The following is a 22,932-nucleotide window of genomic DNA, read 5'->3' on the forward strand; positions in this document are numbered from 1 at the left end:
CGATGTTTGTGGTCGCCGCGACGTCGCGGCGACGCTTAGGGCTGCCGCAGCCGCAGGCCCTGCATCCCGCCGTCGACGGCGAGGACGGTGCCGGTGGTGGCGCCGGCGGCCGGGCTGGCCAGGTACGCGATAGCGGCGGCCACCTCCTCGGCGCTGACCAGGCGTCCCGTGGGCTGGCGGGCACGCAGCGCGGCGAGCTCGGCCTCCGGATCGGCGGAGGTGTCGAGCAGGCGGCGCACCCACGGCGTGTCGACGGTGCCGGGGTTGACGCAGTTGACCCGGATGCCCTCGCGCACGTGGTCGGCGGCCATGGCCAGGGTCAGCGACTGCACGGCACCCTTGCTGGCGCTGTAGAGCGCCCGCGCGGGCAGGCCGGCGGTGGCCGCGATCGAGCAGGTGTTGACGATCGCGGCGTGCTCGGACGCGCGCAGGTGCGGCAGCGCCGCCCGGGTGACCCGCACGATGCCGACCACGTTGACGTCGAGGACGCGCAGCCACTCCTCGTCCGGGTTGGTCTCGACGGTCCCCTGCGCGCCGATCCCGGCGTTGTTGACAAGCACGTCGAGGCCGCCCAGCGCGTCCGCCGCCGCGGCGACCCCGGCGCGCACCGACGTGTCGTCGCGCACGTCGGAGCCGAATCCCAGCAGGGGCTCGGGGAGCCCCTCCGGCTTGAGGTCGAGGCAGGCCACGCGGGCCCCCGGGCGGCGAGCAGCCGGGCCGTCGCCAGCCCGATGCCGGACGCGCCGCCGGTGACCACCGCCTTCAAGCCGCCGAAGTCATTCACTTCCAGGCCCCGGCGTCAACGTGGAGCGAAGCGGAGCGTTGTCGTCTGGTGATTTCCACATTGGACCGTCCGGGAAAGCGTAAGTTGCCAGTGTCTCCGGCCGCATCGTAGCGCTGAATCCAGGCGCTGTCGGCGTGACGTACCGGCCGTCCCGCACGACGACCGGATCGGCGAAGTGTTCGTGCAGGTGGTCCACGTACTCGATCACGCGGTCGTCCATGCTCGCCGACACCGCCACGAAGTCGAACATGGACAGATGCTGGACCAGCTCGCACAGCCCCACCCCGCCGGCGTGCGGGCAGACCGGCACGCCGTACTTGGCGGCCAGCAGCAGGATCGCCACGTTCTCGTTCACGCCGGCGACCCGGGCCGCGTCGATCTGCACGTACGACACGGCGCCGAGCTGGAGCAGCTGCTTGAACATCACCCTGTTCTGCACGTGCTCGCCGGTCGCCACCCCGATCGGCGCGATCTGGCGGGCGATCGTGGCGTGGCCGAGCACGTCGTCGGGGCTGGTGGGCTCCTCCACCCACCACGGATCGAACTCCGCCAGCGCCCGCACCCACTCCACCGCGGGCCCCACGTCCCACCGCTGGTTGGCGTCGATGGCGATGCGCACGTCGGGTCCGCACACGTCGCGGGCGATCCGCATGCGCCGCACGTCGTCCGCGAGGTCGTCGCCGACCTTGAGCTTGACCTGCGTGAAGCCCTGCTCGACGGCCTCCTTGCAGAGGCGGCGCAGCTTGTCGTCGTCGTATCCCAGCCAGCCCGGCGACGTCGTGTAGGCGGGGAACCCGGAGGCGAGCAGCGACTTTTCCCGCTCGGCCCGCCCCGGCTCGGCGCGGCGCAGGATCGAAAGGGCCTCGTCGGGGGTGAGCGCGTCGCTCAGGTACCGGAAGTCGACCAGCTCGACCAGCTCCTCGGGCGACATGCGGGCCAGCAGCTGCCACAGCGGCAGGCCGGCGCGCTTCGCCTTGAGGTCCCAGAGCGCGTTGATCACGGCGGCGACCGCCATGTGGATCACGCCCTTCTCCGGGCCCAGCCAGCGCAGCTGCGAGTCGTGCACCAGCTCCCGCCACACGCCGCCCAGGTCGTCGAGCGTGCCGTCCAGGTCCCGGTCGACCAGGTACGGCGCCAGCGCCTTGATCGCCGCCGACTGCACGTCGTTGCCCCGGCCGATGGTGAACGCGAAGCCGTGCCCCTCGTGGCCGTCCCCCGCGTCGGTGCGCAGCACCACGTAGGCGGCGGAGTAGTCAGGATCGGGGTTCATCGCGTCAGAGCCGTCCAGCTCCCGGGATGTCGGAAACCGGATGTCGAAAGTGTCCAGCGCGACGATCCTCATACATCGGATGTTTACCAGTCCCCGGAGCCGGCACAAGGGCGCGCGGCTGTGGGATAGTGGCCGCGATGATCACCATCGGCCAGCTGCGACCCGAGGACCGCGCCGCCTGGGAGGTCCTGGCCCGCGGTTACAAGGCGTTCTACGAGACGCCGGTGCCCGACGAGGGGTACGCCCAGACCTGGCGCCGCCTGCTCGGCCCGGAAGACCTGCACGGCGCCGGCGCGTGGCTGGACGGCCGGTTGGTCGGGATCGCGCACTACCTGTTCCACGCGACGATCTGGCAGCCCGACTACTGCTACCTGCAGGACCTCTTCGTCGACGAGTCGACCCGCGGCAAGGGCGCGGCCCGCGCGCTGATCGAGCACGTCGCGCAGCGGGCGCGCGAGCGCGGCGCGGCCCGCCTCTACTGGACGACGAAACAGGACAACACCACGGCACGCGCGCTCTACGACAAGATCGCGCGCTTCACCGGCTTCATCCGCTACGACTACGCTGGATCGATCACCAACCCTTAGCCTTTTTGAGCTGCCGCGACGTCCGTCGTGGTCCGGACCGTTGCTCCCGCGGCCTCACCGCGCGCGGTGGTGCCGGTCGAGAACAAAACCCCCCTCGCGTGCCGAAAGGTCCGGCGGCCCCGTGTCGGCCGGCCCCTTGGGCAGCGCAGGAGCTAGGCGGAAAGATCCTTCCGCATCGCCTCCTGGGAGTCGCCTGGAAACGTCGCGTGCTGGGCGGACAGCAGCCGGTCCATCGTGTTCCTCCACCGTTTCGAAAATGCCTGCATCCGCGGCCCGATTCCGGGGCCGGAAATGCCGTTCGCCGATGTGTATAGTCGCCGGCTAGTTGTCCAGAAACGCCTTGTCGCGCTGGACAAACAAAAGCCGCGTCGCATCGGGGGAGCGCCGTGGGACGGCCGGAGCGGGAGATCGATCCAGACGGCGGGCCGCTGGCGCGGTTCGCGCTCGACCTGCGCGAGCTGCGTGCCGCGGCCGGGCGGCCGAGCTACCGGGAGCTGGCCCGGCGCGCGCGCTTCTCGGTGACCGCGCTCTCCGAGGCGGCGGGCGGCGACGTGCTGCCGACGCTGGCGGTCACGTTGGCGTACGTGCGGGCGTGCGGCGGCGACGCCGAGGCGTGGGAGGAGCGGTGGCGGGCGCTCGCCGCCGACCTCGGGCTCGCCACGGCGGGCGGCGAGGGCGACGAGGAGGCGCCCTACCTCGGACTTTCCGCCTTCGAGGCGCGTGACGCGGAGCGCTTCTTCGGCCGCGAGCAGCTCGTGGCGGAGCTGCGCGACCGCATCGCCGCCGCGCCGTTCCTCGCGGTGTTCGCACCCTCCGGCGCCGGAAAGTCGTCGCTGCTGCGGGCCGGCCTGATCCCCGCCGTCCCGAAGGACTGGGTGACGGTCCTGCTGACCCCCGGTGCGACGCCGGTCAAGGAGCTGGTGGAGCGGCTCGGCGGCGCGGACACCGACGCCGACGCGGTCCGGGCGGCTGTCCGGGAGGCGCTTGCCGGCCGGCCGGAGGAGGCACGGCTCCTGCTGGTCGTCGACCAGTTCGAGGAGGTCTTCACGCTCTGCGCCGACGAGCGGGAGCGGGCCACGTTCATCGACCTGGTGATGACGATCACGGCCGAGCCCGCCGCCCGCGTGGTGATCGGCGCGCGGGCCGACTTCTACGCGCGGTGTGCGGCGTACCCCGTGCTGGTGGAAGCCCTCCGCGACCGCCAGGTCCTGGTCGGGCCGATGGGCGACGACGACCTGCGCCGGGTGGTCGCGGGCCCGGGGCGCAGCGCGGGCCTGAAGGTGGAGGCGGCGCTGGTGGAGGCGGCGGTGGCCGACGCGCGCGGCCAGGCCGGCGCGCTCCCGCTGCTGTCGCACGCGATGCTGGAGACCTGGCGGCGGCGCCGCGCCGGCGCGCTGACCCTCGCCGGCTACCTGGCCGGCGGCGGGGTGACCGGTGCGATCGCGCAGACGGCCGAGCGGGTGTACGGCGGGTTCGACCCCGACCGGCAGCGCCTGGCGCGTGACGTCTTCCTGCGGCTGACCGCGTTCGGCGAGGGCACCGAGGACACCCGGCGGCACGCCACCCCCGGCGAGCTGCTCGACGGCCCCGACGCGGCCGCGCTCGGCGCGGTGCTGGCCGAGCTGACCGAGGCCCGCCTGATCACCCGCGACGAGCAGCGGGTGACGGTCGCGCACGAGGCGCTGATCCGCAGCTGGCCGCGGCTGCAGGGCTGGCTGGCCGAGGACCGGGAGGCGCTGCGGGCGCACCGCCGGCTCACCGACGCCGCCCTGGAGTGGGAGCGGCAGGGGCACGACGACGGCGCGCTGTACCGCGGCGCGCGGCTGGACGCGTGGGACGGGCGCGACGAGGCGGGCCTGAACAACACCGAGCGGGCCTTCCTCGCCGCCAGCCGCCGCCAGCTGGCGCGGGAGCGGTCCGCCGCCCGCCGCCGCACCCGGCTCGCGCTCGCGGCGCTGACGGCGGCGGTCGCGGTGGTGAGCCTGCTCGCCGCGGTCGGGTTCGTGCAGGCGCGCCGGGCCGACACAGAGCGCGACATCGCCGTCTCCCGGCAGCTCATCGCCGAGGCGCGCAGCGAGGCGCGGCTCGACCCGGAGCAGGCGCTCGACCTGGCCCGCCGGGCGTACGCGCTGAACCCGTCCAACGAGACCGACATGGCGCTGCGCCAGGCGGTGGCCGACCGGCTGGCCCGCGCCGTGCTGCCAGTGGGTAGCCAGCAGGCGATCGGGGTCGCCTTCAGCGCGGACGGGCGGCGGCTCGCCTCGTCCGATGTGGATGGTCTGGTGCGCGTCTGGGACCGGTCCGGCGACGGTGTCGTGGGCGCACCCGTCTACTACCACGGCTTCCACCAGCAGGCGTGGGCGCCGGTCTTCAGCCGGGACGGCGCGCGGCTCGCGGCGGGGAGCGTCGAGGGCACGATCCGGATCTGGGACGCGCGGCGCCGCAACACGCTGGCGGTACTCACCGGACACAGTGGACAGGTGTGGTCGGTCGCGTTCGCGCCGGACGGGCGGTGGCTGGCGAGCGCGGGCGAAGACGGCACGGTACGCGTGTGGGACACCGCCGCGCCGGGCACGAAGCCGCTGGTGCTGCGCGGGCACGACGGCCCCGCGCTCGGCGTCGCGTTCGCACCGGATGGGCGGCGCCTGGCCAGCGGCGGCACCGACGGCACGGTGCGGCTCTGGGACGTGCCGGCGCGGCGGCAGCTGACCGTCCTGAGAGGACACGAGGACCCGGTCAAGAGCGTCGCCTTCACCGCCGACGGCGCGCGCCTGGCCAGCGCCAGCACGGACGGCACCGCGCGGGTGTGGCCGCTGCGCGGTGGCACTGCGGTGGTGCTCCGCGGCCACCAGGGCACGGTGGAGTCCGTCGCGGTCAGCCCGGACGGCCACTGGGTCGCCACCGGCAGCGACGACCGCACGGTCCGGGTGTGGAACTCGGCCGGCGGCCCCGCCGTCACCCTCCGCGGCCACCAGGGCACGGTGTGGTCGGTGACGTTCAGCCCGGACGGCTCGCGGCTGGCCAGCGCCGGCGGCGACGGCACCGTCCGCCTCTGGGACCCGCGCGGCCCCGGCGACCCGCTGATCCTGCGCGGGCACGAGGGCGCGGTGTGGGCGGCCGCGTTCACCCCGAGCGGCGCGCGCGTGGTCAGCGGCGGCGCGGACGGCACGGTGCGGGTCTGGGCGGCCGACGGCACGCCCGCTCCCCGCTGCGGGGACACACCCAGGAGGTGCTCGGCCTCGCGGTCAGCCCGGACGGCCGCCGGGTGTCCAGCGCGAGCCGCGACACCACGATCCGGGTGTGGGACCTGGCCGGCGACGCGCCCCCGGTGGTGCTGCGCGGGCACACCGACGTGGCGTGGCTCGCCGTCTTCAGCCCCGACGGCCGGCGCCTGGCCAGCGCGAGCAAGGACGGCACGGTCCGCATCTGGGACGCGGCCGGCGGGCCGGCCACGCGCACCTGGCGGGCGGACGCGGAGCAGCCGCGGCACCTGGCGTGGAGCCCGGACGGCCGGCGCGTGGCGACCGCCGGCATGGACGGCACGGTCCGCATCTGGGACCCGGACGGCCCCACCGAACCGGTGGTGCTGCGCGGGCACAACGGCCTCGTGTGGGCGGTCGCCTACAGCCCGGACGGGCGGCATCTGGCCAGCTCCGGCAGTGACGGGACGGTGCGCGTCTGGTCCACCGAGCGCCCCGCCGCGGCGCCGCTCGTGCTGCGCGGGCACCAGGGCTTCGTGTGGAACGTGGCGTACAGCCCGGACGGCCGCTGGATAGCCGGCACCGGGCAGGACGGCACGCTGCGGATCTGGCGGGCGACGGAGGAGGGCGAGCCGGTGACGTTCCCCGGCTTCGCCGCGTCGGTGGAGCAGGTGGCGTTCGCCCCGAGCGGCGACCGGCTCGTCACCACCCACGACGACGGCACCGTGCGGCTGTGGCGGTGCGTGGTCTGCGCGCCGATCGAGCACGTAGCCGCACTCGCCGCGGGATGATGACCTTATCGTTTAGCCCGTGACGCACACGTCTGCACGGCGGCCCTGGTACCAGCCGATGGTGGCCCGCCAGCCCCACGAGCCGCACCGGGCGTCGACGCCGCTCGAGCTCTTCTTCGACCTGTGTTTCGTGGTCGCGGTGGCGCAGGCGGCCGGCGAGCTGCACCACGAGGTCGCCGAGGACCACGTGTGGCACGCGATGCCGAGCTACCTGATGGTGTTCTTCGCGATCTGGTGGGCCTGGATGAACTTCACCTGGTTCGCCTCCGCCTACGACACCGACGACGACGTGTACCGGCTCACGACGCTCGTGCAGGTCGCCGGCGCGCTGGTGCTGGCGGCCGGCGTGCCGCGCGCCTTCATCGACGCCGACTTCACGATCATCACGATCGGGTACGTCATCATGCGGCTCGCCATGGTCGCGCAGTGGCTGCGCGTCGCCCGCACCGACGTGGAGCCGGGGCGGCGCGCGTGCGGCCGGCGGTACGCGATCGGCATCACGCTCGTGCAGGTGGGCTGGGTGCTGCGCCTGATGCTGCCGGACGAGCTGCTCGTGCCCGGCCTCGTACTGCTGGTGCTGGCCGAGCTCGCGGTGCCGATCTGGGCCGAGCGGGTGGCGGAGACGACGTGGCACCCGGAGCACATCGCCGAGCGGTACGGCCTGTTCACCATCATCGTGCTCGGCGAGTCCGTGCTGGCCGCCAGCATCGCGGTGCAGAGCGCGGTCGACGCGCACGAGGAACTGGCCGGGCTGCTGTGGGTGGCGGGCGGCGGCGTGGTGATCGTGTTCGCGATGTGGTGGCTCTACTTCGACCGCCCGGCCAGCGGCCTGCTCACGTCCATGCGCGTCGCCCTCCGCTGGGGTTACGGCCACTATCTGATCTTCGCGTCGGCGGCCGCTGTCGGCGCCGGGCTCGCGGTGGCGGTCGACTACGAGACGCACAAGGCGCACCTGGGCGGCGTCGCGGCGGGCTACGCGGTGGCGGTGCCGGTCGCCGTGTACCTGGCCAGCGTCTGGTTCCTGCACGCGCGCCCGCACCAGCACGGGTTGATCGTCGCGGCGTACCCGGTCACAGCCGTCCTGGTGCTGCTCGCGCCGCTCACCCCCGCGCCGGTGCCGGTGGTCGCGGTCGTGGTGGCCGCGCTGGTGGCGGTGACGGTGGCGGCCGGTCACCGGGAGCGCAGGCCGGTGGAGGCCGGGTAGCTCAGGCCGCGGGGGCTTCCCGGGCGCGCGGCACACGCGCCGCAGGCCGTCCCGCCACGGCGGCGGGGTGGTCGGCCGGCATGCGCACCGGCACGTCCCAGAGCCGCGCGGCGGCCACCGGGTCCACCGTGGACTGGCGGGCGCGGCGCAGCAGCAGGTGGTCGGCGATGCGCCAGAGGGTGTCCTCCACCGCCGCGAGGTCGGCGGGGTCGAGGTCGGGCCGGCGCCGTGCGAGCCGCTCCCGCTCGGCCCGCACGATCAGCTCCACGCGGTCCGCCAGGTCGTCGTGCCAACATCCACCGTCGATCGACACGCCCACACTGTAATACTACCAGGCGTAGTAGTCATCGCCCCCAAGGGAAGATCGCGTGCGCCCGACGCCTCGCCGCGGAACCTCACGCCCGTTTGCGACGCCTAAGGCGGTGTGACTGGACAGGCCGGCATCGATATCGCCCCGGAAGCGGGTGTCGCCATGGCTGGGCGGCGGCGCGTCGGGCGTACCACATTTGTCGTCGCCGCGGCGGTGCTCGCGGTGTCCCTCGCGGCCGGCACCGCCGCGGTGCTGGGGTCGCCCGGCGCGGACAAGGCGGCCGCGCCACCCGCGGCGACCCCCGCGGGGATCGCGTGCCCCGCGGACCTCGCGGTGCCGGACGGCGCGCCCCGCCTCGCCGCGGACTTCTCCCCGTGGCCGTCACCGTCTGCCGCGACGAGACCCGTCGCCGCGCGGACGGCGGACTCGACCTGATCACCGTCGAACTGCGCGGCGACCGCGTGGCCGAGCTGACCGCCGCGCTTCGCCTCCCCGACCTCGACGCGACCCGCGGCGCGTGCCGGACGATGCTGCGCCGCAGCGTGGGGTGGTTCGCCCTGCACGACGCGGGCGGGCGATCCGTGCGGCCGCGCGCCCCGCTGGACGAGTGCGGCAACGCGCGGCGCGAGGCGGCCGAGGCGTTCGCCGCGCTGCCACTCACCCGCGTCGCCGACACCGTGGTGCGCGAGCTCGAGTCGGCCGGCGCGGCCGCCGCCGGCTGCGCCCAGGACTGGAAGAACATGATCGCGATCGACGCACCCACCGCCCGCCCCGGCCGCGGCGCCGACCTGGTGGGCGACGAGGTCCGGATCTGCGTGTACCGGGTGGGCGCGGACACCGGCCAGTTCGTGCGGGGCGAGCTCGTGGACCGCGGCGAGCGCCGCACCGCGATCGGGCGCGCGCTGGCGGCCGCGGGACCGGCGGGTGAATGCACGCGCACGGCGGAACGGTTCGCGGTGCTGCGGCCACCATCGGCCGAAGGGGCCGAGGTGTATGTCGAACTTGATGGGTGCAACCGCGTCCTGCTCCCCGCGCCGGATGGTGCGGGTCGGCTGCTCGCCCAGGCCGGTCCGCGGCTGATCCGGCTGATCGACGAGCCGTAGGCGGTCGGTTGGTCGTGGGTGGGCGCGGTGTTGGTCGGTGGCGCTTGGTGAAACGGGCATGGGCGGTGATCACCCTCGCGCGCTCGTCTCTCGACGTTGGATCAGCTCATCGGGCCGGTCGCGGTCGTAGCGGCGGGGTTGGCTGGCTGGTGGGCTGATGCCGGTGCAGGCCGTGCCGGGTAGCGTGCGGCGCCCGTCGTGGCTGGCCACGCTTGAGCTGCGTGCGCAACGCCCGGGCTTCGCTTTCAGATCAGTCTTGCCGGGCGGTGCTCGGGCGGCCGGCGAGCGCCTACCGGTCGTCGCCCGGGTCCGGCGCAGCCGCGCGTCGACCGGCCCTGCTCACCCGGTCGTCCGGGCTCGGCGCAGCCGGTCGGCCGGGCCCACAGCAGCCGGTCGTCCGGCGTCGGCGCAGGCCGGCGGGGATTTCCCAGGACAGGGCATAGTCTGGTGGCGGTGGATGAGATGGACTGGGCGCTCCTGCGCGAGCTGCAGCGGGACGCCCGGCTGTCGTACAGCGAGCTGTCCCGCCGCGTGCACCTCTCCCCGCCCGCGGTGGCCGAGCGGGTGCGGCGGCTGGAGCGCATCGGCGTGGTGACGGGCTACCACGCCCACGTGGACCTGGCGAAGGCCGGCCGCCACGTGGTCGCCGTCATCCGCATGTCCTGCTACGGCTCGCGGTGCGTGCTCCGCGACCCCGACGTGGCCGGCTGGCCGGAGGTGCTCGAGATCCACCGCGTCACCGGCGATGCCTGCTGCATCCTGAAGGTCGCCACGGGCGCGATGGAGGAGTTCGAGGCGGTCATCGACCGGCTGGCACCCTACGGGCAGCCGTCCAGCACGATGGTCCTCTCCACGCCGCTGTCCTGGCGACCCGTCGACCCCTAAGACGGCGTTGACCAGGGAGCTGGTGGGACGGCGCGCCGCACGACACGCCCACCAACTCCCTGATCAACCGCGAAGGTCACCGCGAAGGTCGCCGCGGCGTCGCCGCGAAGCCGCGGGAAACGCGGGGCCGGGCTAGCGGGAGGCGGCCTTCTTGTAGCGGTTTACCGCCAGGGGGACCGAGATCAGCAGGAGGACCACGACCCACGCCAGGCTTGTGACGACCGGGTGCTGCAAGGGCCAGGCGTCAGGGGCGGGGACGGCGGGGTTGGTGTTGCCGAACAGCTCGCGGGCGGCCTGGGTCACGGCGGACACCGGGTTCCACTCGGCGAAGGTCTTCAGCGGCCCGGGCAGGTCCGTCACGCCCACGAAGGTGTTGGCGATGAACGTCAGCGGGAAGATGAAGATGAAGCTGGCGTTGTTGACCACCTCGGGGCTGCGCACCGAGAGGCCCACGACCGCGAACACCCACGAGAACGCGTACGCGAACAGCAGCAGCAGCGCGAAGCCGCCCAGTGCCTCCAGCGGGGAGGAGTGGATGCGCCAGCCGACGATCAGGCCGGTCAGCGACATCACGATGATGACGATGACGTTGTTGACCAGGTCGCTGGTGGTGCGGCCCACCAGCAGCGCGGAACGGGCCATCGGCAGCGAGCGGAAGCGGTCGACGATGCCCTTCTGGATGTCGTCGGCCAGGCCGTAGCCGGTGAGCGTCGATCCGAACAGGACGGTCTGGGTGAAGATGCCGGCCATCAGGTACTCCCGGTAGGAGACGCCGGGCACCTCGATCGCGCTGCCGAACACATATGCGAACAGCAGCACGAACATGATGGGCGACAGCGTGGAGAAGACCAGCAGGTCGGGCACACGCTTGATCTTGATGAGATTGCGCCGCGCGACCGTGAGGCCGTCGCGGAAGGCCTTGAACGTCGGGTTGGCCATCGCGAACGTCGGCGTCGTCATGATGCCTTCTCCTCCTCGGCGGCGTGGCCGGTCAGCGTCAGGAACACGTCGTCGAGGCTCGGGCGCCGCAGCCCCACGTCGAGCACCTTGACCGCCTCGGCGTCGAGCCGCCGCAGGCTCTCCATCAGCGCGGACGCGCCACCGGTGACCGGGACCGTGAGGCGGCGGGCCGGCTCGTCGACGCTGATCTCGCCCGACGCGAGCGAGGAGAGCGCGGAGCGGGCGCTGTCGATGTCGGCGGGCGTGCTGACCGTCAGCTCGAGCCGCTCGCCACCCACCTGGTTTTTCAGGTCGTCGGAGGTGCCGAGCGCGATCACCTTGCCGTGGTCGATCACCGCGATCCGGCTGGCCAGGTGGTCGGCCTCCTCCAGGTACTGCGTGGTCAGCAGCAGCGTGCTCCCGGCCGCGACGAGCTCGGAGATGACGTCCCACATGCCGAGGCGGCTGCGCGGGTCGAGGCCGGTGGTCGGCTCGTCGAGGAAGAGCACCGGCGGCTGCGCGACCAGCGCCCCGGCGAGGTCGAGGCGACGCCGCATGCCCCCGAATACCCCTTTACGGGGCGGTCGGCCGCGTCGTCCAGGTCGAAGCGGGTGAGCAGCTCGCGCGCCCGCTCGCGGCTTGCCTTGCCGGTGAAGCCGTAGAGCCGACCGACCATGTCGAGGTTTTCGAAGCCGGTGAGGTGCTCGTCGACCGCCGCATACTGCCCCGAGAGGCCGATCATGCCGCGGAGGCGGCGGGCGTCGGCGACCACGTCGAGGCCGGCGACACGCGCCCGCCCGGCGTCGGGCTTGAGCAGCGTCGTGAACACGCGCACCGCGGTAGTCTTACCCGCCCCGTTAGGCCCCAGCAGTCCCATCACGGTGCCCTGCGGAACCGAAAGATCCAAGCCATCGAGCGCCACCACAGCGCCGTATTTTTTGACGAGGCCCTCTGCCTCGATCGCGATTTCCATCATCACCCCTTCCGGAACGGCCCCATCGTGCCGCATCCCCCGACATTTCGCGGCCCATTTCACCCGCGCGGTCGTGGGTAAGACGGCCCACACCCTGGGAATTCATCGGTACTTCCGATATCTGTTCCGGGTAGCGTGTCGGCCATGCAGATCGGGATTGTCGGCGCCACCGGCCAGGTCGGTGGCGTCATGCGGCGGGTGCTGTCCGAGCGTGCCTTCCCCGTGGATCGACTCCGCCTCTTCGCCTCGGCCCGCTCCGCCGGCCGCCCACTGCCGTGGGGCGACACGCAGGTGACGGTGGAGGACGCGGCCACGGCCGACTACGAGGGGCTCGACATCGTGCTCTTCTCCGCCGGCAAGGGCACGTCGAAGGAGCTGGCCCCGCGCGTGGCCGACGCCGGCGCGGTCGTGATCGACAACTCCTCGGCGTGGCGGATGGACCCGGAGGTACCCCTCGTCGTCTCGGAGGTCAACCCCGACGCCGCCGCAAACCGTCCCAAGGGCATCATCGCCAACCCCAACTGCACCACGATGGCCGCGATGCCGGTCCTGCGCCCGCTGCACGCGGAGGCCGGGCTGGTCAGCATGGTGGTGGCCACGTACCAGGCGGTCTCCGGCAGCGGCCTCAACGGCGTCGCCGAGCTGGACGAGCAGGTGCGCAAGGTCGCCGACCGCGCCACGGAGCTGGCGTTCGACGGCGAGGCCGTGCAGATCCCGGCCCCCGGCTGTACGCGCGCCCGATCGCCTTCAACGTGCTCCCGCTCGCCGGCTCGGTCGTCGACGACGGCTCCGAGGAGACCGACGAGGAGCAGAAGCTCCGCAACGAGAGCCGCAAGATCCTCGGCATCCCCGGGCTGAAGGTGGCCGGGACGTGCGTGCGCGTGCCGGTGTACACGGGGCACTCGCTCCAGGTCAACGCCCGCTTCGCCGCGCCGCTCACCCCCGCGCGCGCCCGCGAGCTGCTCGCCACCGCGCCCGGCGTCGAGCTGTCCGACGTGCCCACCCCGCTGCAGGCGGCCGGCAAGGACCCGACGTTCGTGGGACGCATCCGCGCGGACGAGACGGTGGAGCACGGCCTGTCGTTCTTCTGCTCCAGCGACAACCTCCGCAAGGGTGCCGCGCTCAACGCCGTCCAGATCGCCGAGCTGGTCGCCAAGACACTCTGACAGCGTCCGCGCAGGGGTTACCACGATCCGGCGGCGGCGACGCGGGAACGGGAGTCAGCGCCAGCCGTCGTCGCGGCGGGGGCGAGGTCGGGGATCGCCCGGCGCGTAAAGGTCGGATGGCGGGAAGCCGTCCGCCCCGCGCCGGCGCTCGGTGCGCCCGTCGCGCTGGCTGGGCACCGGCCGGTCGCCGCGCGTGCGGTGCTCGGGCGCACGGCCGTCGCCGCCGCGCGGGCGGGTGTCCGGCCGGGTTGGGCGGTCGGTGGCGGGCGGCGGGTAGTAGTCGTCCGGCGCGCCGTAGCCGGTAGCCGGGCGCGGACCCGAGGGCGGGCGCGGTCCGCGGCGCGGTCCCGGCTCATGGGGCTGCGGGTCGACCGGGCGGTACACACCGTCCGAAACCTCCCCACGGCCCGGCGCGCGCCGGCGCTCCGTGGTCCGGCGGCCGTCCGCCCGCTGATCCCGGCTCGCGCCGCGACGCCCGTCCCGCGCCGCGCCGGCACCACGACCGGCGTCCGGCACATCGTCACGAACCGGCCGGCGACGACCATCCAGCGTGCCGTCGGAAGCGGGCCCACCACGACCAGCGTCCCGGCGGCCCTCCGGCGCGCCGTCGAAAGCAGGACCACCACGACCGGCGTCCCGGCGGCGGCCATCCGGCGTGCCGTCGAAAGCGGGCCTACCGCGAGCGGACGGCGGCGCGCTCGCACCGGGCCCACCGCGGGGGTCGAAGGGTGGGGCGGTGTCGTCGGGCGACCAGAGGCGTTCGTCCGTCGGGTGGCGGGGGCTGGGCGTGCGCCGCGGGGCGGGATGGTCGGCGGTGGGGCGGGCGCGCGGGGTGGCGGCGCGGCGTTCGGCGAGGGCGGCGCGGCGGGCGCGGACCACCGCGCGGCGGCGGGTCGTGGCCAGCAGGATGACCAGGGCGACGGCCGCGACGGCGACGGTCAGGCCGATCACCGCGGCCGGGGACGAGCCGGGCAGGCTGTCGGAGGGGCGGGCGGCGCCGTCGGCGGCGGGCTGGTCGGCGGGCGGGGTGGGCTTCACGTCCAGCTCGCCGGGCTCGACGAGCCTGCCGACCGAGGCGTCGGCCGGGAGGGCGAAGCCCCAGTCGAGCAGCTTCGCGGTCTGCTCGGAGGCGCGGATCGGCCGCGCCTCGGCGCCGAGCACGGCGGCGACCAGCGTACGGTTGCCGCGCTTGGCAGCCCCGACGAACGAGTGGCGGGCCAGCGTCGTGAAGCCACTCTTGCCGCCGAGCGCGCCGGGGTACTTCTGCAGCAGCCCGTTGTCGTTCTGGATCTGGAAGCCGCGCGGGTCCTTGGGCGGCTGCGGCGGGATCTTGGCGGTCCTCGTCGCCACGTACTTGCGGAAGTCGGGCAGCCCGAACGCCGCGCGGGCGATCAGCACCAGGTCGTACGCGCTGGTGAACTGGCCCGGCCCGTCGAGCCCGGACGGCGTGACCGCGTGGGTCTGGAGGGCGCCGAGGTGGCGGGCCTCGGCGTTCATCATCGCGACGCCGCCCGGCTGTCCCTTGTCGCCGCCGCCGACGCGGGCGAGCACGTTGGCCGCGTCGTTGCCGGAGTCGAAGAGCAGGCCGTACCAGAGGGTCTCGATCGGGTACTTGCCGCCCTCCAGCAGGCCCACCGCCGAGCTGCCCCGCTCGATCTTGAGGTCGTCGCGGGTCACCTGGACGACCTGCTTGGGGTCGAGCTTGGGGATCATCGTGGCGGCGAGCAGCACCTTCTGGACGCTCGCCGGCGTCTCGTACCCGTGCGGGTTGCACCCGCCCAGCACCTGCCCCGTGTCGAGGTCGGCGACGAGCCACGTGCTGGCGGTGAGCTTCGGCGGTGCGGCGGCGCCGTCGGGGATGGCGAGGCCGCTCGTGGCCAGCGCCTCGCCACCGACCTGCGCGTGCGCGGGGTCGAGCGCGGGCGCCTTCGGCTTCGGCGGGCGCTGCGGGGGCGGCGACAGCTTTTCGGTGGGACACGGCACGACGGGCGCGGCCGCGGCCGGCGCGGGCCCGAACACCACAACGGGTGCCGCCGCCAGCACCGAGCCCACCAATGCCGCCGCCAGACCCCGTCCGTTCATCGCGAACAGGCTAGCCAAACAGCCGAGCCGACGCATCCCCCAGCGAAAGCTGAGTCGTCAATCAGGCGAGGAGCGAGCGCAGCTCGGCGTCCAGGTCGACGTGACCCGCCTCGCTGCCGCGCGGCACGATCGCCAGCATGTCTGCCGCGAACCGGCACAGCGGCAGCCGCGGCAGGTCTATGCCGAGCACGTCGCGCCCATTGCGCAGCACGACGCTCACCACCGTGCCGCCGGGCTGGAGCCCGACCAGCACGTCGCCCTGCCCCGCCGTGCCGGTGAGGCCGGCGATCAGCAGGTCACGCGCAAACACCCAGCACGATGCGGCTGTGGCGTCGGCACTGACGATCAGATGGACCGCGTACGGATCGTCCGCCGCATAGCCGAGCCCGACGCTGACCCTGCCGTCCACCGTCGCCGAGTACGCATGGCCCTCCAGGAGCTGCCATGCCGAGCGCTTCGTCGCCAACCCATCCTCCTCGTCGAAGACCTTATATGTACGTTGGCAACCGCGCTTCGGTTGAATCCGAAAAGACACCTGGGTAAAGCACAGCGTGATCGGGGGCACACGCGGGGCGGATGATCGCACGGGCATGCCGGGCGAGGTGGCAGTCTTGGGGTCATGCGGACGCGCACGGATCTTGTCGAAGACCTCATGGGTAGGTTCCCGCACATCCCGCGGGAGGCGGTGCTCAAGGAAGATCTGCTCCGCGGGGGCATGGCCTTCGATGACTCGGTGCTCACCGACGGCGACGGCGGCGAGGTCAAGCCGAAGTCGTACTTCATCTTCTCCTTCGACCACCGCACCCTCCCCGAGCTTGGCGCGGCCGCACTGCGCCGCCCGCCGGAGGAGGTCGTGCTCACCGGCGGGCCGTACGGACTGCGTCGCACCGTCGTGTCCGTGCGGGTCAATCCCGACAGCCCGTACCGAGTGATGGCGGGTGACGACGGCGTGGCGCGCCTCCACCTCGACGGGCGGCCCATCGCGGACGTCGGGTTGCCTCCGATGCCGGACTACTACCGCCACACGCTGGCGAACGGCAAGTCGGTCATGGAGGTCGCGCCCACGATCCAGTGGGGCTACCTGATTTATCTGACGGTGTTCCGGGTGTGCCAGTACTTCGGCGCCAAGGAAGAGTGCCAGTACTGCGACATCAACCACAACTGGCGGCAGCACAAGGCGGCGGGGCGCCCCTACACGGGCGTCAAGCCGGTCGACGAGGTGCTCGAGGCGCTGGCGATCATCGACCGGTACGACACGGCCGGCACCTCGCACGCGTACACGCTCACCGGCGGCAGCGTGACGTCCAAGGTGGACGGCCTGGCGGAGGCCGACTTCTACGGGCGGTACGCGAAGGCGATCGAGGAGCGCTTCCCCGGCCGGTGGATCGGCAAGGTGGTGGCGCAGGCGCTGCCCCGGGCCGATGTGCAGCGCTTCCGCGACTACGGCGTGCAGATCTACCACCCCAACTACGAGGTGTGGGACAAGCGCCTCTTCGAGCTCTACTGCCCCGGCAAGGAGCGCTACGTGGGCCGCGAGGAGTGGCACCGCCGCATCCTCGAGTCGGCCGAGGTCTTCGGGCCGCGCAACGTGATCCCCAACTTCGTGGCCGGCATCGAGATGGCCGAGCCCTTCGGCTTCACGACCGTGGACGAGGCGATTGACTCCACGACGGAGGGCCTGCAGTACTTCATGTCCCGCGGCATCCTCCCCCGCTTCACCACGTGGTGTCCGGAACCGACCACGCCGCTCGGCCGCACAAACCCGCAGGGCGCGCCGTTGGAGTACCACATCCGGCTGCTGGAGGCGTACCGCGCGACGATGGAGGCCAACGGCCTTTCCAGCCCGCCGGGGTACGGCCCGCCCGGCGCCGGGAACGCGGTGTTCTCGGTGAGCTCGTTCATGGACACGCTGCCCGCCGACGCGCCCGTCTCGGCGTGACCGTCCTGGTCTTCTCGCGGACGACGGGCTACCGGCACGAGTCGATCCCGGCCGGCGTGCAGGCCATGCGCGAGCTGCACCCCGCCGTGGTGGCCACGGAGGAGCCGGGAGCGCTGGAGGACCTCGCCGGCGTCGACGCCGTCGTCTTCATGAACACCAACGGCGAGGTGCTCACCGACGCCGGCCGCGCGGCGCTGGAGGCGTACGTGCGGGGCGGCGGCGGCTTCCTCGGCGTGCACTCGGCGGCCGCGACCGAGTACGGCTGGCCGTTCTATGGCGAGCTCGTCGGGGCGTGGTTCGACAAGCACCCGGCCGTGCAGCCCGCGACGATCGTCGTGTCCGATCCTGATCACCCGGCGACGGCGCATCTGCCGGCGCGGTGGGAGTGTGTCGACGAGTGGTACGACTTCCGCTCCCGCCCCGCCGCTCGTGTGCTGTTGCGGGTGGACGAGGCCACGTACGACGGCGGTGGGATGGGCGCGGACCACCCGCTGGCCTGGTGCCACGAGCGGTTCGGCGGGCGGTCGTTTTATACGGCGCTGGGGCATACGGCGGAGTCGTATGTGGAGCCGGCTTTCCGTGAGCACCTGTCGAACGCGCTCCGCTGGGTGACCGGCCACTAATCTATGGCTCGCCGGGTTCCCCGGCGAACCAGGCCCTGCCAGGCGCAGGGTTTCTGGGTCCGCCCGCCCAGCGGGCAGGCCCAGAAACGTTAGTGGTCACCGCAATAGGCGGTTCGTCTGCGATCAGGGTGGGCGGGGTTCTCGCCCGTCGCGGTGGCCCTTGTCCACGGCGAGCGCCTCGCGTTTCGTCGACCTTGGGGTTGGTCAGGCGGAGGCCCCGGAACCGCCACGGTGCCATCGGTGATCCTCAGCTGAATACCGACGCCCGGCCGTCAGTGTCCTCGACTTTCGGAGTTCTTCGTCGTCTGGAGTCCTTTCACGGCCGGGTGAGCCTTCTCCACGAGTCCGACCCCCAGTTAGATGTGAGCTGCCGCTATACCCACGGTAGGCGCCTCACGCTCCGCGGTCGCCCAGCTCAAACCAGGAGCCCGCTCCAGCAGATCTTGGCAAGTTGGCGTCGAAATAATGCGCAAACTCACCAAGATCTCGACGCTCACACCGCCTGCACCTGATCGACAGTCACAGACCGCGACGAGAGCAGCCTCCCGCACTCCCGCCTCGAAAAGATCTCCAGAAGCGCAGGTAGTGGAAGATCAGACAGCTGGATCTTGCATCCTGCCTGGTCAATGCCATAGCCCGTAAACCGGCTAACGCGGCGGAGACACCGCGAGCCGGGAAGACACGGAAGCTGTCGCAGGGAAGCAAACCCAACTCCGAAAGTCGAGGCGTTGAAATGGCGCCACAACTCCACTAGATCTCGAAGGTTGTGCCACTCACCGACGGTGACAGAGCGGCGGATCCCGGCAGCGCAGGTCGGGAAGGTCGGCGCGCGAGCCCGACGGTCTAACGCGGCCGCGACGGACCGTCATGATCAGCGCAAACCGGCATAGCATATCCAGACATGGGCATTGATGAGAGAACATCTCGACGGGCCTTCATGGCGTCCGCGTCCGCGGCCGCTGCTGTGCCGCTGATCGTCGGCGCGGCTCCGGCGTCGGCCGGCGGGCACGGGACACCACCCGGGCCGGGCCGCCCCATCCACCCCCAACGGCCGAGCCGCGCGCTGCGGGCGCTGCTCGACGACATCGACCGCCGCCGGATCGAGGCCACCGTGCGCCGCCTCGTCGCGTTCGGCACCCGGCACACCCTCTCCAGCCAGGACGACCCGGTCCGCGGGATCGGCGCCGCCCGCGACTGGATCTTCGACCAGCTCAGCGGGTACGCGGCGGCCTCCGGCGGGCGCATGACCGTGGAGAAGCAGTCGTACACGCAGGAGCCGGGACCGCGCATCCCGGTGCCGACCGTGATCTCCAATGTGGTGGCCACGCTGCGCGGCACCGCGTCGCCCGAGCGGGTGTACGTGATCTCCGGGCACTACGACTCCCGCGTCACCGACGTCCTCAACGCGACCGCCGACGCGCCCGGCGCCAACGACGACGCCTCCGGCGTGGCGGTGGTGATGGAGCTCGCGCGGCTCTTCGCCACGCGGCCGCCGGCGGCGACGCTGGTGTTCACCGCAGTGGCCGGCGAGGAGCAGGGCCTGTTCGGCTCGGGGTTCCAGGCCCGCCAGTACAAGGCGGCCGGCGCCGACGTGCAGGGCATGTTCAGCAACGACATCGTCGGCTCCAGCCTCGCCGACGACGGCACCCGCGACCCGCGCACGGTGCGGCTCTTCGCCGAGGGCGTCCCGACAGCTGAGACGCCGGCCGAGGCTTCGGTGCGCCAATCGGTCGGAGGCGAAAACGATTCGCCATCGCGCCAGCTCGCGCGCTTCGTGCAGGACGTCGCAGAAAACGACGCGACTGGAATGAATGTGCGCATTATCTATCGCCGTGACCGCTATTTGCGTGGAAGCGACCACATCTCGTACCTCCAGCAGGGTTACCCCGCGGCCCGCTTCACCGAGCCGAACGAAGATTTTCGCCACCAACATCAGGATGTGCGGGTCGAGGACGGCGTGCAGTTCGGCGACCTGCCCGAGTTCTGCGACTTCGGGTTCATCACGCGGGTCGCCAAGGTCAACGGCGCCGCATTGTGGTCGCTGGCCAACGGCCCGGGCACACCCAAGAGCGTCAACATCCTCACCGCCGCGCTCACCAACGACACGACTTTGCGCTGGCAGCGTGGCACGGACCCGGATCTGGCCGGGTACGAGGTGGTGTGGCGGGAGACCACCGCTCCGGAGTGGACACACGTGATTCCGGTCGGCGACGTCACCACGGCCACGATCGACTTGTCGAAGGACAACGTTTTCTTCGGCGTACGGGCGGTGGACCGCGATGGTCTGCGCAGTCCGGTCGCTTTCCCCACCCCCGCATCAAGCTGATTGGGCGGTTCCCGCCTATTCGGTCAGTTCAGGTTCTTCGGTGCTTTCCGGCCGCGCGAAATGCGCGGCCGGACCCATTTCTCCCTCACGCCGAGAATCATGTTTCCGACAGTCCACACTCTTCGTTGCGGGAACCCAGTGGAGATCATTGACGCCCGTTAAGATGACGCGCAATTCACCGCCGTGTTACGTATCGATTGCTATCTGTACGCAATGGACGCGGTGATGAGCGCGGCAGCGTGGCCGCGCCCATGCGGTGAGGTGGCGTCCTTTGGCGCCGCAGGCGCGAGCGAGGTGGCTGGTTGATCCGGGTCCTGCTGGGCCAGAGGGGCCGTTTGGTCCGCGAGGCACTGTCCGCTGTCATGACGGCCGAAGACGATCTCGAGGTCGTGGCTGAGCTCTCCCGCTCCGACGAGGTGCTCCCGATCGCCCGCCGGGACCATCCGCACGTCGCGGTGCTCGACATCGCCCTGCCCGGTCCTGTCGCGGTCACCGAGCTGTGCCCGACCCTCTGCGACGCGGTGCCCACCTGCGGCGTCCTGATCCTGCTCGACCGCCAGGCCGGCGCCGGAGTGGGCCGCTCGCTGGCCCGCCTCGCACCGCGCGTGGGCTTCCTCGGCGCCGAGACCTCGCCCTACGACCTTGTCGAGAGCGTACGCCAGCTGGCCCGGGGCGAGCCCGTGCTGGACGCCGAGGTCGCGGTCGCCGCACTCACCGCCAGCGAAAACCCGCTGACCGACCGCGAGTGCGAGGTGCTCCGCATGGCGCTCGACGGGGCACCGGCCAAGGAGATCGCGCAGAAGCTTTACCTCAGCGCCGGCACCGTCCGCAACTACCTGTCCCGCATCCTCGCCAAGACCGGCGCCCGCACCCGCATCGAGGCGATCCGCATCGCCCAGGACGCCGGCTGGATCTGATCTCGACCCATCAAAGATCCATTGAGCTACCGCGACGTCCGCCGTGGTCCGGACCGTTGCTCCCGCGGCCTCACCCTCCGCGTTTGGTCGCGCCAAGTGCAAACCCACTGCCGCGCCTCAGGGGGTGGGGGCCGGAGCGTCGGCGGCGGACCAGTGGCCGACCAGCTCGCGGTACAGCGGCGAGCTTTCCAGCAGGCCCTCGTGGTCGCCCAGCGCGGCACCCGTGCCGTCCAGGACCAGCACCCGCCGCGCCCTGAACGCCGAGCTGATCCGGTGGGCGATCACGACCAGCGTGCCCTCGCGGGCGGCGAACGCCTCCTCGGCCACCCGCTCCGCCGCCGGGTCGAGGTGGCAGGTGGCCTCGTCGAGCACCGCGACGGGTGCGGGTGAGAGGTAGGCGCGCACGAGCGCCAGCTGCTGGCGCTCCCCCGCCGAGAGCTCGGCCGGGCGCAGGTCGGCGTCCAGCCCGCCAAGGCGGGACACCAGCGCCGCCGCGCCGACGGCCTCGGCCGCGGCGAGGACGGTGGGATCGGGCACGTCGGGGCGCAGGTAGGTGAGGTTGTCGCGGACGGTGCCGGCGAACGCGTACGCCTCCTGCGGGATCAGGACCCGCGCCGACTCCGGCACCTCGACCGCGGCGCACCCGCCGACCAGCACGGTGCCGGCGTCCGGGCGGAGCAGGCCGCACACCAGGCCCGCGAGCGTGGACTTGCCGATGCCGCTGGGGCCGACGACCGCCAGGTGATCGCCTTCGGGCAGGTCGAGGTCGAGGCCGCGGAGCACGGGTTCGGCGTGCGGCCCGTACGCGAAGGTGACCCCGCGCAGCGCCACCGCGTAGCCGAGCGGGATGGCCGGCCGGGGTGGTGGGGCGGGCTGGTCGGCGGCGTCCAGGATCCGTCCGAGCGTCACCACGAAGCGCAGCCCGCTGCCGCCCAGGCCGGAGAAGAGGCGGGCGAGGGCGGGCTGGAGTCCGAACAGGACGTACGTCAGTCCACCCAGGACGGCGCCGGCGGTCACGCCCCCGTCGACAAGCCACGGTCCGGCGGCCAGCACGGCGACCAGGGGCAGCCACCCGCCGACCGCGAAGCACAGCGTGCGGAGCACGGCCAGCCACGCGAGGCCCCGCTCGGCCGCGGCCTGCTCGGCGATCGGCCCGGCGACCATGCGGGCGGCGTGCTCCTCGGCGCCGCGGGCGGCGATGTCGCGGGTGGCGGCGAGCACGGTACCGGCGGCGGTGGCGACCCGCTCGTCGGCCCGCACGGCGGCGCGGTAGCGGCCGGCGGCCACCCCGAGCGTGGCCAGGAACAGCGCGCAGCCCAGCAGGAACGGCGGCAGGATCAGCAGCGCGACCTGCGGCGCGATGGTGAGCAGGCCGGCCGTGGCGCCGACGACCGTGACGAGGAAGCCGCGGCAGACGACGATCAGGCCCGCGTACCTGTCCCGGACGATCTCCACCTGCCGGGTCAGCCGCGACACGGCGCCGTCGTCGGCCCGGCCTGCGGCCCCCGCCCGCAGCGCACCCGACACCACCCGCCGGACGAGGTCGTCGCGGACCGGTTCGACGAGGTCGCCGAGGGCGGCGAAGACCTGCCGCGCGCCGACCGCGCCCGCCAGCCCGGAGAGCAGGAGCGCGCCGAGCCAGGCCAGCCCGACCAGCGGGCGGCCGGCGAGGAAGCCGTCGTCGACCGCGTGCGCGACCGCCAGGCCGAGCACCGCGGAGGGCAGCGCCTCCGGCACCGACCAGGCCACGAGCCGGAGCAGCGGTCGCCGCCGCAGCCCCGTGACCGCGTACCGCAGCTCGCGCCTCATCGCGCCTCCCCCTCGGTGTCGGGG

16 protein-coding genes and 4 pseudogenes are annotated in these 22,932 nt (G+C 72.9%); 12 read left to right on the forward strand and 8 right to left on the reverse strand.

The genetic code is table 11. The annotated features are described in order from the left end of the window. Positions 1-35 precede the first annotated feature (35 nt). Together Phou_RS00420 and Phou_RS00425 are read right to left on the reverse strand one after the other, a co-directional pair. Positions 36-689 (reverse strand): SDR family NAD(P)-dependent oxidoreductase, encoded by a 654-nt coding sequence (locus Phou_RS00420; protein WP_246273093.1) that lies wholly within the window; start codon positions 687-689, stop codon positions 36-38. Positions 690-776: 87 nt separating this feature from the next. After that, positions 777-2,126 (reverse strand): L-fuconate dehydratase, encoded by a 1,350-nt coding sequence (locus tag Phou_RS00425; protein ID WP_173052507.1) that lies wholly within the window; start codon positions 2,124-2,126, stop codon positions 777-779. A 65-nt stretch (positions 2,127-2,191) separates the two neighbouring features. Here Phou_RS00425 and Phou_RS00430 point away from each other — a divergent pair, with 65 nt between their 5' ends. From Phou_RS00430 to Phou_RS00460, 4 genes and pseudogenes are all read left to right on the forward strand, one after another. Further along, positions 2,192-2,641, forward strand: coding sequence for a GNAT family N-acetyltransferase (locus tag Phou_RS00430; protein ID WP_173052509.1), 450 nt, complete (start codon positions 2,192-2,194; stop codon positions 2,639-2,641). Between the two features lie 584 nt (positions 2,642-3,225). Beyond that, positions 3,226-5,811: pseudogene (locus tag Phou_RS52000) on the forward strand (nSTAND1 domain-containing NTPase); the annotation flags it as partial. A gap of 59 nt (positions 5,812-5,870) precedes the next feature. Further along, positions 5,871-6,632, forward strand: a complete 762-nt coding sequence (locus Phou_RS56140; RefSeq protein ID WP_173052511.1) for a WD40 repeat domain-containing protein — start codon at positions 5,871-5,873, stop codon at positions 6,630-6,632. 19 nt (positions 6,633-6,651) lie between these two features. Beyond that, positions 6,652-7,836 (forward strand): low temperature requirement protein A, encoded by a 1,185-nt coding sequence (locus tag Phou_RS00460; protein WP_246273096.1) that lies wholly within the window; start codon positions 6,652-6,654, stop codon positions 7,834-7,836. A 1-nt stretch (position 7,837) separates the two neighbouring features. Here Phou_RS00460 and Phou_RS00465 read toward each other — a convergent pair whose 3' ends face one another. Beyond that, the gene (locus Phou_RS00465) at positions 7,838-8,149 is read right to left on the reverse strand and encodes a hypothetical protein (RefSeq protein WP_173052513.1); all 312 of its coding nucleotides are present in this window, start codon (positions 8,147-8,149) and stop codon (positions 7,838-7,840) included. A 159-nt stretch (positions 8,150-8,308) separates the two neighbouring features. On the opposite strand from Phou_RS00465, the gene Phou_RS00470 reads away from it, so the two are divergent. The 3 genes from Phou_RS00470 (at position 8,309) to Phou_RS00480 (ending at position 10,134) form a co-directional block, all read left to right on the forward strand. Then, positions 8,309-8,581, forward strand: coding sequence for a hypothetical protein (locus Phou_RS00470; RefSeq protein WP_173052515.1), 273 nt, complete (start codon positions 8,309-8,311; stop codon positions 8,579-8,581). After that, on the forward strand, positions 8,521-9,249 hold the full coding sequence (locus Phou_RS00475) for a hypothetical protein (RefSeq protein ID WP_173052517.1): 729 nt from the start codon (positions 8,521-8,523) through the stop codon (positions 9,247-9,249). Before Phou_RS00470 ends, Phou_RS00475 begins: the two co-directional genes overlap by 61 nt. Before the next feature lie 453 nt (positions 9,250-9,702). Continuing rightward, positions 9,703-10,134, forward strand: a complete 432-nt coding sequence (locus Phou_RS00480; RefSeq protein WP_173052519.1) for an Lrp/AsnC family transcriptional regulator — start codon at positions 9,703-9,705, stop codon at positions 10,132-10,134. Positions 10,135-10,266: 132 nt separating this feature from the next. Here Phou_RS00480 and Phou_RS00485 read toward each other — a convergent pair whose 3' ends face one another. Beyond that, the gene (locus Phou_RS00485) at positions 10,267-11,094 is read right to left on the reverse strand and encodes an ABC transporter permease (protein ID WP_173052521.1); all 828 of its coding nucleotides are present in this window, start codon (positions 11,092-11,094) and stop codon (positions 10,267-10,269) included. Then, positions 11,091-12,046, reverse strand: a pseudogene (locus Phou_RS00490) (ATP-binding cassette domain-containing protein). Before Phou_RS00490 ends, Phou_RS00485 begins: the two are co-directional and overlap by 4 nt. 144 nt (positions 12,047-12,190) lie before the next feature. Between Phou_RS00490 and Phou_RS00495 the strand changes: the two are divergent. Then, positions 12,191-13,212 (forward strand): annotated as a pseudogene (locus Phou_RS00495) (aspartate-semialdehyde dehydrogenase). Positions 13,213-14,079: 867 nt separating this feature from the next. Here the strand turns inward: Phou_RS00495 and Phou_RS52010 are convergent. Together Phou_RS52010 and Phou_RS00505 are read right to left on the reverse strand one after the other, a co-directional pair. Continuing rightward, positions 14,080-15,294, reverse strand: a pseudogene (locus Phou_RS52010) (D-alanyl-D-alanine carboxypeptidase family protein); the annotation flags it as partial. Between the two features lie 61 nt (positions 15,295-15,355). Further along, positions 15,356-15,760 carry an SsgA family sporulation/cell division regulator gene (locus Phou_RS00505; protein ID WP_173164868.1) on the reverse strand — a complete coding sequence of 135 codons (405 nt, stop codon included), beginning with the start codon at positions 15,758-15,760 and terminating at the stop codon, positions 15,356-15,358. Positions 15,761-15,913: 153 nt separating this feature from the next. On the opposite strand from Phou_RS00505, the gene Phou_RS00510 reads away from it, so the two are divergent. The 4 genes from Phou_RS00510 to Phou_RS00525 all read left to right on the forward strand — a co-directional run bounded on the left by Phou_RS00510 (position 15,914) and on the right by Phou_RS00525 (position 21,099). Then, complete coding sequence (locus Phou_RS00510; RefSeq protein WP_173052527.1) at positions 15,914-17,233, forward strand: radical SAM protein; 1,320 nt, start codon at positions 15,914-15,916, stop codon at positions 17,231-17,233. Continuing rightward, the gene (locus tag Phou_RS00515; RefSeq protein ID WP_173052529.1) at positions 17,230-17,856 is read left to right on the forward strand and encodes a ThuA domain-containing protein; all 627 of its coding nucleotides are present in this window, start codon (positions 17,230-17,232) and stop codon (positions 17,854-17,856) included. Before Phou_RS00510 ends, Phou_RS00515 begins: the two co-directional genes overlap by 4 nt. A gap of 901 nt (positions 17,857-18,757) precedes the next feature. Continuing rightward, positions 18,758-20,182: a M28 family peptidase gene (locus tag Phou_RS00520; RefSeq protein ID WP_173052531.1), complete on the forward strand. Its 1,425-nt coding sequence runs from the start codon at positions 18,758-18,760 to the stop codon at positions 20,180-20,182. A gap of 362 nt (positions 20,183-20,544) precedes the next feature. Further along, complete coding sequence (locus Phou_RS00525; RefSeq protein WP_173052533.1) at positions 20,545-21,099, forward strand: response regulator transcription factor; 555 nt, start codon at positions 20,545-20,547, stop codon at positions 21,097-21,099. Between the two features lie 117 nt (positions 21,100-21,216). Here the strand turns inward: Phou_RS00525 and Phou_RS00530 are convergent, their stop codons facing one another. Further along, entirely contained in the window at positions 21,217-22,908 is a 1,692-nt protein-coding gene (locus Phou_RS00530; protein WP_173052535.1) for an ATP-binding cassette domain-containing protein, read from the reverse strand. Positions 22,909-22,932: the final 24 nt, after the last annotated feature.

The sequence above is a fragment of the Phytohabitans houttuyneae genome (assembly GCF_011764425.1).
In the GTDB taxonomy this organism is placed as follows: domain Bacteria; phylum Actinomycetota; class Actinomycetes; order Mycobacteriales; family Micromonosporaceae; genus Phytohabitans; species Phytohabitans houttuyneae.